This is a genomic window from Microbacterium sp. BK668 (assembly GCF_004362195.1).
Lineage (GTDB): Bacteria > Actinomycetota > Actinomycetes > Actinomycetales > Microbacteriaceae > Microbacterium.
This window is the reverse complement of record NZ_SNWG01000001.1, coordinates 2,893,191-2,908,090: the sequence shown is the minus strand read 5'-3', so window position 1 is coordinate 2,908,090 and position 14,900 is coordinate 2,893,191. Positions and strand designations below refer to the sequence as shown.

Here is a 14,900-nt window from a genome sequence, read left to right as displayed (position 1 = left end):
CCGGGGGGCGGATGCCGATGCCATAGACTTGGACGCGTTTGGCATCGGGCGCACGATACGGGGGGCGATGGACATCTCGAGCACGGCGCACGTGACGACCTCCGCCTCCTCGCGACCCTTCGGTCGCACCGTCCGCGCCTACATCGCGCTGACGAAGCCGCGCGTGCTCGAGCTCCTCCTCGTCACGACCGTCCCGGTCATGATCCTGGCTCAGGGCGGCCTCCCCGACGTCTGGCTCGTCGTCGCGACCGTCATCGGGGGCTCGATGAGCGCCGGCTCCGCCGCTGCGTTCAACATGTACCTCGACCGCGACATCGACGCCCACATGCAGCGCACCGAGAACCGGCCGCTCGTGACGGGCGAGGTCTCGCCGCGCGGTGCGCTGATCTTCGCCTGGACGCTCGCGGTGCTGTCGACCGTGTGGCTGTGGGTGACGACGAACTGGCTGGCGGCGACGCTGTCGGCGGCCGCGATCTTCTTCTACGTCGTGATCTACACGATGATCCTCAAGCGCCGCACCGAGCAGAACATCGTGTGGGGCGGCATCGCCGGGTGCTTCCCCGTGCTCATCGGCTGGACGGCCGTCACCGGCTCGCTGGCCTGGCCCCCCGTCATCCTGTTCCTGCTCGTCTTCCTCTGGACGCCGCCGCATTACTGGCCGCTGTCGATGAAGTACAAGAAGCAGTACGACGATGTCGACGTGCCGATGCTTGGCGCGACGCGCAGCGGCTCGCAGGTCGGCCTGCAGGTGATCCTGTACGCGTGGGCCACCGTCGCGTGCTCGCTGCTGCTCATTCCGGTCGCGGACATGGGTCTCGTCTACACCGTCTCGGCGCTCGTCTTCGGCGGCTGGTTCATCTACGAATCGCATCGCCTGTACAACCGCGCCGTGCGCGGCACCGAGCCGCGGCCGATGCGCGTGTTCCACGCCTCGATCACGTACCTCACCCTTCTCTTCGTCGCGATCGCCGTCGACCCGCTGCTGCCCTTCTGACCCCGGTCGAGGCATCCCCCCGGCTGGAGGCTTCCCGGGGTTCCGACCTGCCGCGGTTCCCACCCGCCGGGGTTCGGACCTGCCCTGGTTCCCGCCGGCTGCGCAACTGAGGGGATCTGCACTTCTGAGGACCCGGAAGCACTCCCCGGTCCTCACTTCTGCCGATCTCCTCAGTTCTGCCGCCGATGCGCTCTCCTCCCGAGCACGTCGCGACGTCGCGTTGTGCACGCACCGCCGGAACTCCGGCGCTCCAGCGGGGCAGAGACGGAAGTCTCGGCGACATGCCGCCTGCTCGCGCCGATCACTCCCGACTGATGGATGCCGTGAACAGCCGCGGCGGGGTCGCGCGGGCGTCGACGCTGCAACGCGAAGGACACTCGCGTCATCGCATCGCGGCGGCAGTGCACGGCGGCGCGATCCATCGGGTGCGGCGCGACTGGGTCGCGGTGCCGGGAGCGGATGCCGAGCTCGTCGCGGCGGCCAGGTGCGGGGTCGTCCTCACCTGCGTCACGCAGGCGCGCCGGCGCGGACTCTGGGTGCTGCGCGAGGACCAGCCGCACGTGGCCTCTCCACCGCATGCGGGCCGGCCGAGGCCCGAGCGTGCTTTCGTGCACTGGGCGGAGCCGCCCGTGCCGCGTCATCCTGATCAGCTGGTCGACGGCATCGAGAACGTGCTCGCCGCGATCGCGACGTGTCAGCCGCACGACGCCGCCCTCGCGATCTGGGACTCGGCGTTCCGGCAGGGGCTCGTCTCGAGGGACGGACTCGCGGGACTGGCGCTTCCCCGAAGCGCCGAGACACTGCTCGCCGAGGTCGTGCCGTATCTGGACTCGGGCTTGGAGTCGATCTTCCTCACCAGGCTGCGCTGGCTCTCGGTGAGGATCGTCCCGCAGGCATGGATCCACGGGCACCGCGTCGACTTCCTCATCGGCGAGCGGCTCGTCGTGCAGATCGACGGCGGCCATCACGTGGGCCGCCAGCGCAACGAGGACGTCGCCCATGATGCCCAGCTGCTCGTCCGGGGCTACCACGTGCTGCGCTTCGGCTACGGGCAGATCATCGACGACTGGCCCGCGGTCCAGGACGTCATCGTGCGTGCCGTCGCCCGTGGGCTGCACCGTGCGACGCGCTCGGCGCCGCGTAAGTGAGGGGATCTGCGCAGATGAGGACGAGCGGTGGCCCGTCGGTCCTCAGAAGTGCAGATCTCCTCAGTTCGGCAGGGGCGCGATCCACGTGGGCGGAGCCGCGGACCCGGAGAGACGCCGCGCGCCGAAGACCACGGCGGTCTCCGGCGCTCGGCGGCACGTGCCGGCTCGTCAGGCGGAGCGGGTCGGTTCGTCGGCGGGCTCGGCGGGAGCCGGCGTGTAGCCCGCCGCAGCAGGTGCGGCGGGGGCGGCGGGCGAAGCCGGGGCATCGGCCGGGGCATCGGCAGGTGCGGCGTCGGCGGGTGCGGCGTCGGCCGGGGCGTCGGCGGGTGCGGCGTCGGCCGAGGCATCGGCGGGGGAGACGTCGGCCGCCGGAGCTTGGGCCGCCGGGCCTGCGGCCGCCGAGGCTGCGGCCGCCGGGGCCGTGGGGGCGGGGTAGGCGGGCGCCGGGTAGGCGGGGGACGCGGCGTGCGTCGCGAGGGCGGGCTCGTAGGCGAGCTCCTCAGCGGTCGGGCCGACCTCCTCGCGTGCGGCCGCGGGGACGAACGAGCGCAGGACGCCGAGGAACAGCGTCGCGACGAGGCCGACGAGGCCCGCGCCGACGAGCACGGCACCGAGCGTGACCCACGCCTGGCCGCCGTACACCTCGACACCCGTAGCCGAGCCGTCCGTGAGCGTCGTGTTCATGAGCGAGATCTTGTCGACGACGAGCCACGCTCCCACGGCGGTGCTGGCGAGCGAGCCGACGAGCAGGATCCAGAACGGGATGCTGCGGACAAGGCTGGGACGTGCGGTCATGGTGGGGGACTCTCCTTCACACGCGGGCCGGTCGACCCACGGCCACCCAGTCTTGCGCATCCGGTCCGAGCCGGTCGTGTGCGCTTCCGATGAGTTTCCTATGAGGGGTGCTCCGCGGCCCCGTGCCGGCACGCCGGCATGGGGTTCAGCGGGCGCGGGCGGAGCCCGCTCGGGCGATGGATGCCTCGGCGCCGGCGGGCGAGGCATCCGTCGTCTTCAGATTCATCACGACCGCCGTCATCGCCGCGACCAGGCACACGGCGAGGACCATGTGGATGTTCACGAGGACGATCGGGAGGCCGGTGCGCGCCTGCCAGAGGCCCACGGCGATCTGCACGAGCTCGGTGAGGAGCAGCAGGCCGGTCCAGAGCTTCAGTCGCAGCTGCGGCGGCGTGCGCCAGGCTCCGACGAACAGCACGAGCGTCAGCGCGAGGGTGATGTAGGCGGGCCAGGAGTGGACGTGCTGCATGAGCTCCGGGTCCAGGCCGTTGCGGGCGGCGCCGCCGTCGCCCGCGTGCGGGCCGGAGCCGGTCACGAGGATGCCGACCACAACGGTGAGAAGCACGAAGGCGCTCGTGAGATGCGTCGTGATCGCGTACCACCGCGGCACGGCGCGCGAGCGCGGACCGGGCTGCGCGTAGACGCGGGCGACGAAGACGGCGGCGAGGGCGACGAGGACGACGGACGCGAAGTAGTGCAGCCCGACGACGTACGGGTTGAGGTTCGTGAGCACCGTGATCCCGCCGACGACGGCCTGCACGGGAACGTAGAGGCCGATCAGCAGCGCGAGCCAGAAGAGGTCGCGCCGCTGCCGGCGCATGCGGACGACGAAGAGGAAGGTGACGATCGCGACGACCACGAGGACGAACGTCAGCAGGCGGTTGCCGAACTCGATGACTCCGTGGACGCCCATCTCGGGCGTCGCGACGAAGGACTCCGGCGTGCACCGCGGCCACGTGGGGCACCCGAGCCCGGAGCCGGTGAGGCGCACGAGGCCGCCGGTGCCGACGATGCCGATCTGCACCACGAGCGTCGCCCATGCCGCCACGACGACCCGCCGGTCGACGCGGTCGGGAAGCCAGCGCCAGAAGCGGCCGAGCGGGCCGGTGCGGAACGGGGCGCTCACCTGAGCGGACATGGATGTCGCCTCCTGACGCGCCCGTCATACATGACGGGCAGGGAGCTCGCGGACGCCGGTAGACGGCGGGAGCCTGTAGAATCGAGGGGTTGCGCGCGAGTGCCCATCGGCGCCGCGCATCACGAACAGTTTAGGCGCGCAGGACCGGCGCCGCCGATGAGGGCCCAGAGCGGCATCCCCCTTCCCACCTCCCAGGAAGATCAGGAATGCCGGGGCGGCTGACACCGTTTCGGCCCATGAGGAGAGTGTGACGATGTCCGATGTGCTGATCGACCGCCCCGAGCTCGAAGGTCTGGGGGTGTACGAATTCGGATGGCACGACCCCGACGCCGCCGGAGCCAGCGCGAAGCGCGGGCTCAACGAAGCCGTCGTCCGTGACATCTCGGCTCTCAAGAGCGAGCCCGAGTGGATGCTCAAGAACCGCCTGAAGGGCCTGCAGCTCTTCGGTCGCAAGCCGATGCCGACCTGGGGCGCCGACCTCAGCGACATCGACTTCGACAACATCAAGTACTTCGTGCGCTCGACCGAGAAGCAGGCGCAGTCGTGGGAGGACCTCCCCGAAGACATCAAGAACACGTACGAGCGCCTGGGCATCCCCGAGGCCGAGCGCGCGCGCCTCGTCGCGGGCGTCGCCGCGCAGTACGAGTCGGAGGTCGTCTACCACCAGATCCAGGAGGAGCTCGAGGCGCAGGGCGTCATCTTCCTCGACACCGACACGGCTCTCAAGGAGCACCCGGAGTTCTTCGAGGAGTACTTCGGCACCGTCATCCCGGCCGGCGACAACAAGTTCGCCGCGCTCAACACGGCCGTCTGGTCGGGCGGGTCGTTCGTCTACGTCCCCAAGGGCGTCCACGTCGAGATCCCGCTGCAGGCCTACTTCCGGATCAACACCGAGAACATGGGCCAGTTCGAGCGCACGCTGATCATCGCGGACGAGGGCTCGTACGTGCACTACATCGAGGGCTGCACGGCTCCCATCTACAAGAGCGACTCACTGCACTCGGCCGTGGTCGAGATCATCGTCAAGAAGAACGCCCGCGTGAGGTACACGACCATCCAGAACTGGTCGAACAACGTCTACAACCTCGTCACCAAGCGCGCCATCGCGCACGAGGGCGCGACGATGGAGTGGATCGACGGCAACATCGGCTCGAAGGTGACGATGAAGTACCCGTCGATCTACCTCATGGGCGAGCACGCGAAGGGCGAGACGCTCTCGGTCGCCTTCGCCGGTCCCGGTCAGCACCAGGACGCCGGCGCGAAGATGATCCACATGGCGCCGTACACGCAGTCGTCGATCGTGTCGAAGTCGATCGCGCGCGGCGGCGGCCGCGCCGGCTACCGCGGCGAGGTCCGCGTCGACGCCAACGCGCACCACAGCGCCAACACGGTGCGCTGCGATGCGCTCCTGGTCGACACCATCTCCCGCTCCGACACGTATCCGGCCATCGACATCCGCGTCGACGACGTGCAGCTCGGCCACGAGGCGACGGTGTCGAAGGTCAGCGAGGAGCAGCTGTTCTACCTGCAATCGCGTGGGCTCCCCGAGGACGAGGCGATGGCCATGATCGTCCGCGGGTTCATCGAGCCGATCGCGCGCGAGCTGCCCATGGAGTACGCCCTCGAGCTCAACAAGCTCATCGAGATGGGCATGGAAGGCAGTGTCGGCTGAATGACGACCACGACAGAGGCACCAGTGTCCGAATCGACTGACCGGGTGGTGCCGGGTTCCCGAGCGCACTCCGACGGCGCCGGCGCGTTCGTTCCCGTGCAGACCCGCTCCGAGCGTCCGAGCTCGTTCGACCCGGCCGACTTCGCCGTCCCGACCGGACGCGAGGTCAACTGGCGGTACACGCCGATCGACCGTCTCGCTCCGCTGTTCCAGGATGCCGCGGGCCCGAGCGATGTCATGCAGGTCGACGTGCAGGCGCCCGCCGGCGTCGAGCACTCGCGCCTCGCGCCCGGCGCGGCGCCGCGCGGCGAGATCTTCCGCCCGGAGGACCTCCCGAGCGCGATCGCCTGGACGCAGGAGCCGGAGGCGCCGCTCATCCGCATCCCCGCGGACGCCGAGCTCGCCGAGCCGGTCGTCGTGAACCTCACCGGCACGGGCGGTCTGGCGCACGCCCACGTCGTCGTCGAGGCCCAGGCGAACTCGCGGGCGACGGTGCTCTTCCGGCACACCGGCACAACTCAGCACTCGCAGAACGTCGAGATCCTCGTCCGCGACGGCGCGAAGCTGACCGTCATCTCCGTGCAGGAGTGGGACGACGACGCGCTGCACCTGTCCGCCCACCAGGCGCGGGTCGAGAAGGACGGTTACCTCCGGCACATCGTCGTGAGCTTCGGCGGCGGCGTCGTCCGCGTGAACCCCTCCATCGAGCTCGCGGGAGCCGGATCGGAAGCCGAGCTGTACGGCCTGTCCTACTCCGACTCCGGTCAGCACCTCGAGAGCCAGGTGTACCTCCACCACAAGGGCGAACACACCAAAGGCGACGTCCTGTACAAGGGCGCGCTGCAGGGGGTCGGCGCCCGCAGCGTGTGGATCGGCGACGTGCTCATCGGCCCGGACGCCGTGGGGACGGACTCGTACGAGGCGAACCGCAACCTGGTCCTCACCGACGGCGCCCGCGCCGACTCCGTCCCCAACCTCGAGATCGAGACGGGCGACATCCAGGGCGCGGGGCACGCCAGCGCGACGGGTCGCTTCGACGACGAGCAGCTGTTCTACCTGCAGGCGCGCGGCATCCGCGAGGACGAGGCGCGACGCCTCGTCGTGATCGGCTTCCTCGCCGAGATCGTCCAGAAGATCGGCATCGCCTCGCTCGAGCAGGAGCTCGCCGAGGCCATCGAGCGCGAGCTCGCCGAAGGGGCGGCCGCATGAGCGCCGTCCGCATCTGCGCCCTGAGCGACCTCGAGCAGGACGCCGCGCAGCGCTTCGAGGTCGACGGCGTCCCGATGGCGGTCGTCCTCGACGCGAACGGCGAGGTCCACGCCATCGGCGACACCTGCACCCACGGCGACATCTCGCTCGCCGAAGGCTTCGTCGACGGCGAGACGCTCGAGTGCTGGGCCCACGGCTCGGCGTTCTCGCTGCGCACCGGCAAGCCCCTGAACCTCCCCGCGTACGAGCCGGTCCCGGTGTACGCCGTCACGATCGAGGGGGACGACGTGCTCGTCGACCCCGCCGTGACCAAAGAAGTGAACTGAAGGAAGAAGTCCGCATGTCTGTCCTCGAGATCCGAGACCTCCACGTCACCGTCGAGACCGACGAGGGAACCACGCCGATCCTCAACGGCGTCACCCTCACCGTCCAGACCGGTCAGACGCACGCGATCATGGGCCCCAACGGCTCGGGCAAGTCCACGCTGGCCTACACGATCGCCGGTCACCCCAAGTACTCCGTCACGAGCGGCTCGATCACGTTCGACGGCGAGGACGTCCTTGCGATGACCGTCGACGAGCGCGCCCGCGCCGGGCTCTTCCTCGCGATGCAGTACCCCGTCGAGATCCCCGGCGTCACGGTCACGAACTTCCTCCGCACCGCGAAGACCGCGATCGACGGCGAAGCGCCGTCGATCCGCACGTGGACGAAGGACGTCAAGGAGGCGATGAAGCACCTCCGCATGGACGGCAAGTTCGCGCAGCGCAACGTCAACGAGGGCTTCTCGGGCGGCGAGAAGAAGCGCCACGAGATCCTCCAGCTCGAGCTGCTCAAGCCGAAGATCGCCGTCCTCGACGAGACCGACTCCGGCCTCGACGTCGACGCGCTCAAGATCGTGTCCGAGGGCGTCAACCGCGCCAAGGGCGAGACGAACCTGGGCGTGCTGCTCATCACCCACTACACGCGCATCCTCCGCTACATCCACCCCGACTTCGTGCACGTCATGGTCGCCGGGCGGATCGTCGAGGAGGGCGGGCCCGAGCTCGCCGAGCGTCTCGAGAACGAGGGCTACGACCGGTTCCTCGCGCCGCTCGCCGAGGCGGCCTCCGACGCCGAGGCGTAAGATCGCTGCCATGACCGCGACGCTCACGCCCGAGAAGTTCGACGAGGTCACCGAAGCGCTGAAAGACGTCATGGACCCGGAGCTCGGGATCAACGTCGTCGATCTCGGCCTGATCTACGACCTCGCATGGGATGACGAGAACGACGCTCTGGTCATCCACATGACCCTCACCTCCGCAGGCTGCCCGCTCACCGACGTCCTCGAGGAGCAGACCGCTCAGGCACTCGACGACGTCGTGGAGCGATTCCGCATCAACTGGGTGTGGATGCCGCCGTGGGGTCCCGAGCGGATCACCGACGACGGGCGCGACATGATGCGCGCGCTCGGCTTCGCGATCTGACGAAGGCGCGGTGCGGATGCCTCCTCCCGCAACGCGGCGAAACACGCGATGGGCAGGCATCCGTCGTCGTCGTTAGGCTCGTGGCGTGAGTGCCGTCCCCCTGCAAGCCCTTCCTCTCGACGAGCTCCGGCAGCGGTCAAGCACCAAGTGGCGCAAGTACTCCGACGACGTCCTGCCGTTCTTCGTGGCCGAGATGGACTATGCGCTGGCGCCCGCCATCACGCGGTCGCTGCTGCGCGCGGTCGAGCTGGGCGACACCGGCTACACGCCGCCCGAGCCGGGGGTGCGCGAGGCGTTCGTCGGCTTCGCCGCGCGCCGGTTCGGCTGGGAGGTGGACCCGCAGTCGGTCTTCTGGACGGGTGACGTCATGATGGGCGTCGTCGAGATCCTCCGCGTCGTGACCGAGCCCGGCGACCGAGTGGTCGTGACGACTCCCGTCTACCCGCCCTTCTTCGACACGGTGGAGGAGGCCGGCGCCGTCGTCGAACGCGTGCCGCTCGCTCGCACCGGCACAGGCTGGGAGCTCGACCTGGTGGGCATCGAGGCGGCGCTCGAGGGCGGCGCGCGCGCCGTCCTCCTGTGCAATCCGCACAACCCGACGGGAACCGTGCACTCCCGCGCAAGCCTCGAGGCTCTCGCCGAGCTCGCGGCGGCCTTCGGCGCGGTCGTGGTCTCCGACGAGATCCACGGCCCGCTCGCCCACGGGACGCGGTACACGCCGTTCCTCGCCGCCTCCGAGAGCGCCGCGCGCGTGGGCTACGCCGTGACGAGCGCGAGCAAGACCTTCAATCTCGCGGGGCTGAAGTGCGCCGTCATGATCGGCGGGGGCCCGCAGCAGGCGCAGCTCCTGCGCGCCCTGCCCTGCGAGGTCGAGTGGCGCACGGGGCTCTTCGGCGCGATGGCCAACGTCGCCGCCTTCTCGGCCGAGAGCGACGCGTGGCTCGACAGCCTGCTGGCCGCCCTCGACCAGAACCGCCGGCTCCTCGCGGATCTTCTCGCGGAGCACCTGCCCCGCGCGGAATACCGCCTCCCGGATGCCGGTTTCCTCGCGTGGGTCGACGTCTCGGCGTACGGCTGGGGCGACAATCCCGCGACGGTCCTGCGGCGGAGGGCGCGCGTCGCGTTCCACCACGGTCCGCTGTTCGGCGAGGAGGGGAAGGGCTTCGTGCGCATCAACTTCGCGTGCTCGCCGGACGTGCTGCGCGAGGGGATCGAGCGGGTCGCCGCGCTCGTCGAGTCGTGAGCGCGGACGTCGATCGCCGCGCATCCGTCTGGGATGGACGCTACCTCTGGGTGACGGTCGGCGCGGTCGCGCTGATCTTCCTCGCGGCGATGCAGTCGCTCGCCGTCACGACGGTCATGCCCGTCGTGAGCGACGACCTCGACGGGGCCGCGCTCTACGCCGTCGCCTTCTCGGGCACTCTCGCGACGAGCGTCATCGGCATGGTCGCGGTGGGCGCGTGGAGCGACCGCTCCGGTCCCGTCTGGCCCCTCACGACCTCCGTGCTCCTCTTCGTGGCGGGGCTCGTCGTCGCGGGTCTCGCCGCGTCCATGGAGGTGCTCGTCGCGGGCCGCCTCATCCAGGGCCTCGGGACCGGCGGCCAGACGGTCGCGCTCTACGTCGTCGTGGCGCGCGTGTACCCGCCCGAGCTGCACGGCCGCGTCTTCGCGGCGTTCTCGGCGGCGTGGGTCGTGCCCTCGCTCATCGGGCCGTTCCTCGCGGGCGCCGTGACGGAGTACCTGCACTGGCGGTGGGTTTTCCTCGGCGTCGCGGCCCTGACGCTCCTGGCGTTCGCGATGGTCGCGGTGCGGCTCTGGGGACTGCCGCTGGAGACCGAGCATCCGTCCGTGGCGCGCATCGGCCCGCGGCTCGCGTGCGCCGTGCTCGTAGCAATCGGCGCGCTCGGCCTGAGCCTGGCCGGCGAGCTGGGCGGGTACGCATGGACTGCGGTCGCGGCATCCGTCGTCGTCCTCGTGCTCGCCTCGAGGCCGCTGCTGCCGCGCCGCACGCTCGTCGCCGCTCGCGGACTGCCGAGCGTCGTCCTGATGCGCGGGCTCGTCGCCGGGGCGCTGTTCGGCGCCGAGATCTACGTCCCGTACCTCCTGATCGACGCCTACGGCTTCTCGCCGACCTGGGCGGGACTGGGGCTGACCGCCGCGGCGATCGCGTGGGCCGTCGCCGCCGATGTCCAGGGTCGGTTCGGCAACCGGATCGGCAACGCGCGCATCTCGATCCTCGGCACCGCCCAGCTCGGGACGGCCGCGCTCCTGGCGGCGTTGACCGCAGGACTGCAGCTGTCCCCGGCCGTGCTCATCGCCGGATGGGCGCTGGCGGGCTCGGGCATGGGGCTCATGTATCCGCGGCTCACCGTGCTGACACTCGCCTACTCGACGCCGCAGAACCAGGGCTTCAACTCGTCGGCGCTGTCGATCTCGGACTCGATCGGGGCTGCGGGGTCGATCGCCGTGATGGGTCTCGTCTTCACGACGCTGGCGGGGACGGATGCTGCGTTCCCGGCCGTCTTCGCCATCGCCCTCGTTCTCGCCGCCGTCTCGCTCGTTCCCGGCCTCCGACTCGGTCACGCGCACGAGAAGTCTCACTGACGAGAGATCGGTTTGAGCTGACGGGGTAGGTAAGGCTAGCCTAAAAGCATGCCTTCGACTTCGACCGCTGTCCGGCCTGCCTACCGCCCCTACGTGGCGGACGTCGCCCGCGTCGAACGTCTGAGCCCGCACTTCGTGCGCGTGACCTTCACCGCCGACGAGTTCGAGCACTTCGGGACTGCGCGGCTCGATCAGCGCGTCAAGCTGGTCCTCCCGCACGCCGACGGCACGTTCTCCGACATCGGGCAGCACGAGGCCGCCGGCGACTGGTACGACCGCTGGCGGGCGCTGCCGCACGGCGAGCGCAACGTCTTCCGCACCTACACGGTCCGTCGCGTCGACCCCGAGGGTCGAGAGCTCGACGTGGACTTCGTCACGCACCACGACGCGGGGCCCGCGGGAGCCTGGGCGGACGCCGCCCGCGCGGGGCAGAGCCTCGTCGTCGTGGGGCCGGACGCGCGCAGCCCATACGCCGACACCGGCTTCGACTGGCACCCGGGCACCGCGCGCCGCGTGCTGCTCGCCGGAGACGAGACCGCCGTGCCCGGGATCGCCGGCATCCTCGAGTCTCTCGGCCCCGCCTACGACGCCGACGTCTTCATCGAGGTGCCCACGGCGGCCGATCGGCTCGACCTCGTGCACGGGCCACGCGTCCGGGTGACGTGGCTCGCTCGCGAGGATCGCCCGCACGGGGCGGCGCTGATCGAGGCGCTCACCGCCTGGACCCGCGCCAACACGCAGCTGCTGAAGCTGGCCGCCGCTCCGCGCCGTCAGGAGCTCGACGACATCGACGTGGACCTGGAGCTTCTCTGGGACAGCCCCGAAGACGGAGACGGCGAGTTCTACGCCTGGATCGCGGGCGAGGCCGCGACCGTCAAGACGCTCCGCCGGCTGCTCGTGTCGGGCCACGGCGTCGACCGCAAGCGCGTCGCGTTCATGGGGTATTGGCGCCTGGGTCAGGCGGAACGCATCGAATGAACGGCACCGCCCGCACCCGACGGGCGCGTCTCGTGCTGGTCCTGGTCGTGGTGCTCCTCGTGGGAGCCGTCGTGCTGAGCCTCGGCGTGGGTGCTCGTCCCATCCCGCCCGCCACCGTGCTCCATGCCCTGCTCGCCCCCGAGGCGGCGAACGCCGACCACACGGTCGTCCTCACCCAGCGCGTCCCCCGGACCCTCATCGGCCTTCTCGCGGGGGCGGCGCTCGCCCTGGCCGGAACGGTCATGCAGGGTCTCACGCGCAACCCCCTCGCCGATCCCGGACTCCTCGGAGTCAACTCCGGCGCCGCGGTCGCCGTGCTGGGCGCGATCGTGCTGCTCGGGATAGCGGCGCCCGCCGGGTTCGTGTGGTTCGCGTTCGCGGGTGCCGCTGTCGCGGCAGCCGTCGTCGCGGTCATCGGGTCGCGCGGTCCCGACGGGGCGAACCCCGCCAAGCTCGCCCTCACGGGTGCCGCCGTCACGGCGGGGCTCACCGCCGTGACGCTCCTCGTGCTCACGACCAACCGGGCCGCGCTCGACGTCTATCGCTATTGGTCCGTCGGGGGACTCACCGCGCGCGGCGTCGACACCGTCGCCGTCGTGGCCGGCCCGATCCTCCTCGGAATCGTGCTCGCGGCCACGTGCGCCCGCGGGCTGGACCTGCTCGCCCTCGGCGAGGACACAGCGACGGGTCTGGGGCACGACGTCGCCCGGACGAGGACTGTCGGGATCGTCGCGACGATCCTGCTGTGCGGGGGTGCGACGGCGATCGCGGGCCCGATCGTCTTCCTCGGGCTCCTCGTCCCGCACGCGCTGCGCGGCCTCGTCGGATCCGACTACCGCTGGCTCCTCCTCATCGGTGCGCCCGCCGGAGCCCTCGTGCTGCTCGTCTCCGACGTGCTCGGCCGGGTGATCGCCCTCCCCGGCGAGGTGCAGGCGGGCCTCGTCGTCGCCTTCGTCGGCGCGCCCGTGCTGATCTCCCTCGTCCTGCGACGCCGGCAGGTGGTCCTGTGAGCGCGACGCTCGTGGCGGAGAGGGATGCTGCGGCCGGCGTCCAGTTCGTGCGCCACCGTGTCCGCCGCCGCCGCGCGGTGGTCGCTGCCGCAGCGGGCGCCCTGCTCGTCGTCCTCGTCGCCGTCTCGCTGTCGGTGGGCGACTACGCCCTCACGCCGTCCGACCTGTGGCGTACGGTGTGGGGCAGCGGCTCCCGGGTCGAGGAGTACGTCGTGTTCGACCTCCGCGCTCCGCGGGTCGCGATGGCCGTGCTCGTGGGGGCCTCGCTCGGTGTGGCCGGCGCGCTCCTCCAATCCCTCCTGTCCAACGCGCTGGCCAGTCCCGACCTGCTCGGCATCAGCGGGGGAGCGGGTGCCGCCGCCGTCTTCGGGATCCTCGTGCTCGGCGTCGGTGGACCGTGGGTCGCGCTCCTCGCCTTCGCGGGAGGGCTCGTCGTGGCGGGCTTCCTGCTCCTGGCCGGGCACCGCCGCGCCGATGGCGACTACCGGCTCATCATCGCCGGGGTTGGCGTGTCGTTCCTCTGCCTCGCGGTCACGAACTATCTCCTGGTCAGAGCGCAGGTCGAGCTCGCGCAGTCGGCCCTCGTCTGGCTGACCGGCAGTCTGGCGTCGACGCCGTGGTGGAACGCCCTGGTGGTGCTGGCCGTCGGCGTGGTCGCCGTCCCCGGCGTCATCGCCTGCGCCCGCTGGCTGCCGCTGACGCAGCTCGGGGCCGGCACGGCGGTCTCGCTCGGCGTTCGCCCCGCCGTCGTGCGCGTGACCGCGGTCGTCGTGGCGGTGCTCCTCACGGCCACCTCGACGGCATTCGTGGGACCCATCTCGTTCATCGCGCTGTGCGCCCCCGCGATCGCGCGGCCCCTCCTCGGTCACGGCGCCCTCGGCATCGGCACGAGCGCCGCCGTGGGCGCCGTACTGCTGGTGTCGGCCGACCTCGTCGCGCAGTACGCGCTCCCGGGGGTCTCGCTTCCGGTAGGCGTCGTCACGGGGGCGCTCGGATCGATCTTCCTGCTCTGGCTGCTCGCGACGTCGAAAGGACGACAGCTGTGACCCCGCCGTCGACTCCCGCCCCGCGGCTGGCGGCGCGGGGCCTGGCCGCCGGATATCCCGGACGCCGCGTCATCGAAGGACTCGACCTCGAGATCGCGCCGGGCCGCATGACGATGATCATCGGAGCCAACGCGTGCGGCAAGTCCACTCTGCTGAGCGTGCTGGCGCGGGTGAACGCGCCGCTGGACGGGCGCGTCGAGCTGGATGGGACGGATGTCGCGACCATGGGTCGTCGGACGTTCGCACAGAAGGTCGGACTGCTGCCGCAGCATCCGTCCGCTCCCGACGGCCTCACCGTCGCCGAGCTCGTCTCGCGCGGCCGGCATCCGCACCGCGGCGTCTTCCAGCGGTGGAACGCCGCCGACACCGCGCGGGTCGCCGAGGCGATGGCGCGGACGGGTGTCGCGGAGCTCGCCGACCGCCCCGTGGGCGACCTGTCGGGCGGACAGCGCCAGCGCGTGTGGATCGCGATGGCCCTTGCGCAGGATCCTCGCATCCTCCTGCTCGACGAGCCGACCACCTTCCTCGACCTCAGCCACCAGATCGAGGTGCTCGATCTGCTGCGCGAGCTCAACCGCACCGACGGCACGACGATCGTCGTCGTGCTCCACGAGCTTAACCTCGCCGCTCGTTACGCCGACGATCTCGTCGTCATGTCGCACGGCCGCATCGTCGCTCACGGCGCCGCAACCGACGTGCTGACGGCCGAGGTCGTCTCCACAGCGTTCTCCCTCGACGCGCTGGTGATCCCCGATCCCCTGACCCGGACCCCCCTGGTCGTTCCCGTCCCCGGCGGCTCGCACGTCGTCCCGGACGAGGAATGACACGACCACCCTCCGAAAG

15 protein-coding genes are annotated in these 14,900 nt (G+C 70.9%); 13 read left to right on the top strand and 2 right to left on the bottom strand.

The features are described 5' to 3' along the window. Positions 1-67 precede the first annotated feature (67 nt). Positions 68-994 carry a heme o synthase gene (locus EV279_RS13065; RefSeq protein WP_133544145.1) on the top strand — a complete coding sequence of 309 codons (927 nt, stop codon included), beginning with the start codon at positions 68-70 and terminating at the stop codon, positions 992-994. A gap of 281 nt (positions 995-1,275) precedes the next feature. Beyond that, positions 1,276-2,142: a DUF559 domain-containing protein gene (locus EV279_RS13060; RefSeq protein ID WP_133544143.1), complete on the top strand. Its 867-nt coding sequence runs from the start codon at positions 1,276-1,278 to the stop codon at positions 2,140-2,142. Between the two features lie 168 nt (positions 2,143-2,310). Here EV279_RS13060 and EV279_RS16940 read toward each other — a convergent pair whose 3' ends face one another. Then, positions 2,311-2,937, bottom strand: coding sequence for a hypothetical protein (locus EV279_RS16940; protein ID WP_208109532.1), 627 nt, complete (start codon positions 2,935-2,937; stop codon positions 2,311-2,313). Positions 2,938-3,082: 145 nt separating this feature from the next. After that, entirely contained in the window at positions 3,083-4,075 is a 993-nt protein-coding gene (locus tag EV279_RS13050; protein ID WP_133544141.1) for a COX15/CtaA family protein, read from the bottom strand. Positions 4,076-4,328: 253 nt separating this feature from the next. Here EV279_RS13050 and sufB point away from each other — a divergent pair, with 253 nt between their 5' ends. From sufB to EV279_RS12995, 11 genes are all read left to right on the top strand, one after another. Continuing rightward, entirely contained in the window at positions 4,329-5,747 is a 1,419-nt protein-coding gene (gene sufB, locus EV279_RS13045) for a Fe-S cluster assembly protein SufB (RefSeq protein WP_133544139.1), read from the top strand. After that, positions 5,748-6,956: a Fe-S cluster assembly protein SufD gene (sufD, locus tag EV279_RS13040; protein WP_133544137.1), complete on the top strand. Its 1,209-nt coding sequence runs from the start codon at positions 5,748-5,750 to the stop codon at positions 6,954-6,956. After that, on the top strand, positions 6,953-7,282 hold the full coding sequence (locus tag EV279_RS13035) for a non-heme iron oxygenase ferredoxin subunit (protein ID WP_133544135.1): 330 nt from the start codon (positions 6,953-6,955) through the stop codon (positions 7,280-7,282). Before sufD ends, EV279_RS13035 begins: the two co-directional genes overlap by 4 nt. A gap of 14 nt (positions 7,283-7,296) precedes the next feature. Next, complete coding sequence (sufC, locus tag EV279_RS13030; protein WP_133544133.1) at positions 7,297-8,079, top strand: Fe-S cluster assembly ATPase SufC; 783 nt, start codon at positions 7,297-7,299, stop codon at positions 8,077-8,079. 10 nt (positions 8,080-8,089) lie between these two features. Then, positions 8,090-8,419, top strand: a complete 330-nt coding sequence (locus EV279_RS13025) for a metal-sulfur cluster assembly factor (protein ID WP_133544131.1) — start codon at positions 8,090-8,092, stop codon at positions 8,417-8,419. An 85-nt stretch (positions 8,420-8,504) separates the two neighbouring features. Next, on the top strand, positions 8,505-9,662 hold the full coding sequence (locus EV279_RS13020) for an aminotransferase class I/II-fold pyridoxal phosphate-dependent enzyme (protein WP_133544129.1): 1,158 nt from the start codon (positions 8,505-8,507) through the stop codon (positions 9,660-9,662). Next, the gene (locus EV279_RS13015) at positions 9,659-11,023 is read left to right on the top strand and encodes an MFS transporter (RefSeq protein ID WP_133544127.1); all 1,365 of its coding nucleotides are present in this window, start codon (positions 9,659-9,661) and stop codon (positions 11,021-11,023) included. Before EV279_RS13020 ends, EV279_RS13015 begins: the two co-directional genes overlap by 4 nt. 48 nt (positions 11,024-11,071) lie before the next feature. After that, positions 11,072-12,001 (top strand): siderophore-interacting protein, encoded by a 930-nt coding sequence (locus tag EV279_RS13010; RefSeq protein ID WP_133544125.1) that lies wholly within the window; start codon positions 11,072-11,074, stop codon positions 11,999-12,001. Further along, the gene (locus EV279_RS13005; protein ID WP_133544123.1) at positions 11,998-13,011 is read left to right on the top strand and encodes an iron chelate uptake ABC transporter family permease subunit; all 1,014 of its coding nucleotides are present in this window, start codon (positions 11,998-12,000) and stop codon (positions 13,009-13,011) included. The genes EV279_RS13010 and EV279_RS13005 overlap by 4 nt, the downstream gene beginning before the upstream one ends. Next, a complete protein-coding gene (locus EV279_RS13000; RefSeq protein WP_243728560.1) occupies positions 13,008-14,057 on the top strand; it encodes an iron ABC transporter permease in 1,050 nt (349 codons plus the stop codon). The genes EV279_RS13005 and EV279_RS13000 overlap by 4 nt, the downstream gene beginning before the upstream one ends. Then, positions 14,054-14,881 (top strand): ABC transporter ATP-binding protein, encoded by an 828-nt coding sequence (locus EV279_RS12995; protein ID WP_243728559.1) that lies wholly within the window; start codon positions 14,054-14,056, stop codon positions 14,879-14,881. Before EV279_RS13000 ends, EV279_RS12995 begins: the two co-directional genes overlap by 4 nt. Positions 14,882-14,900 lie beyond the last annotated feature (19 nt).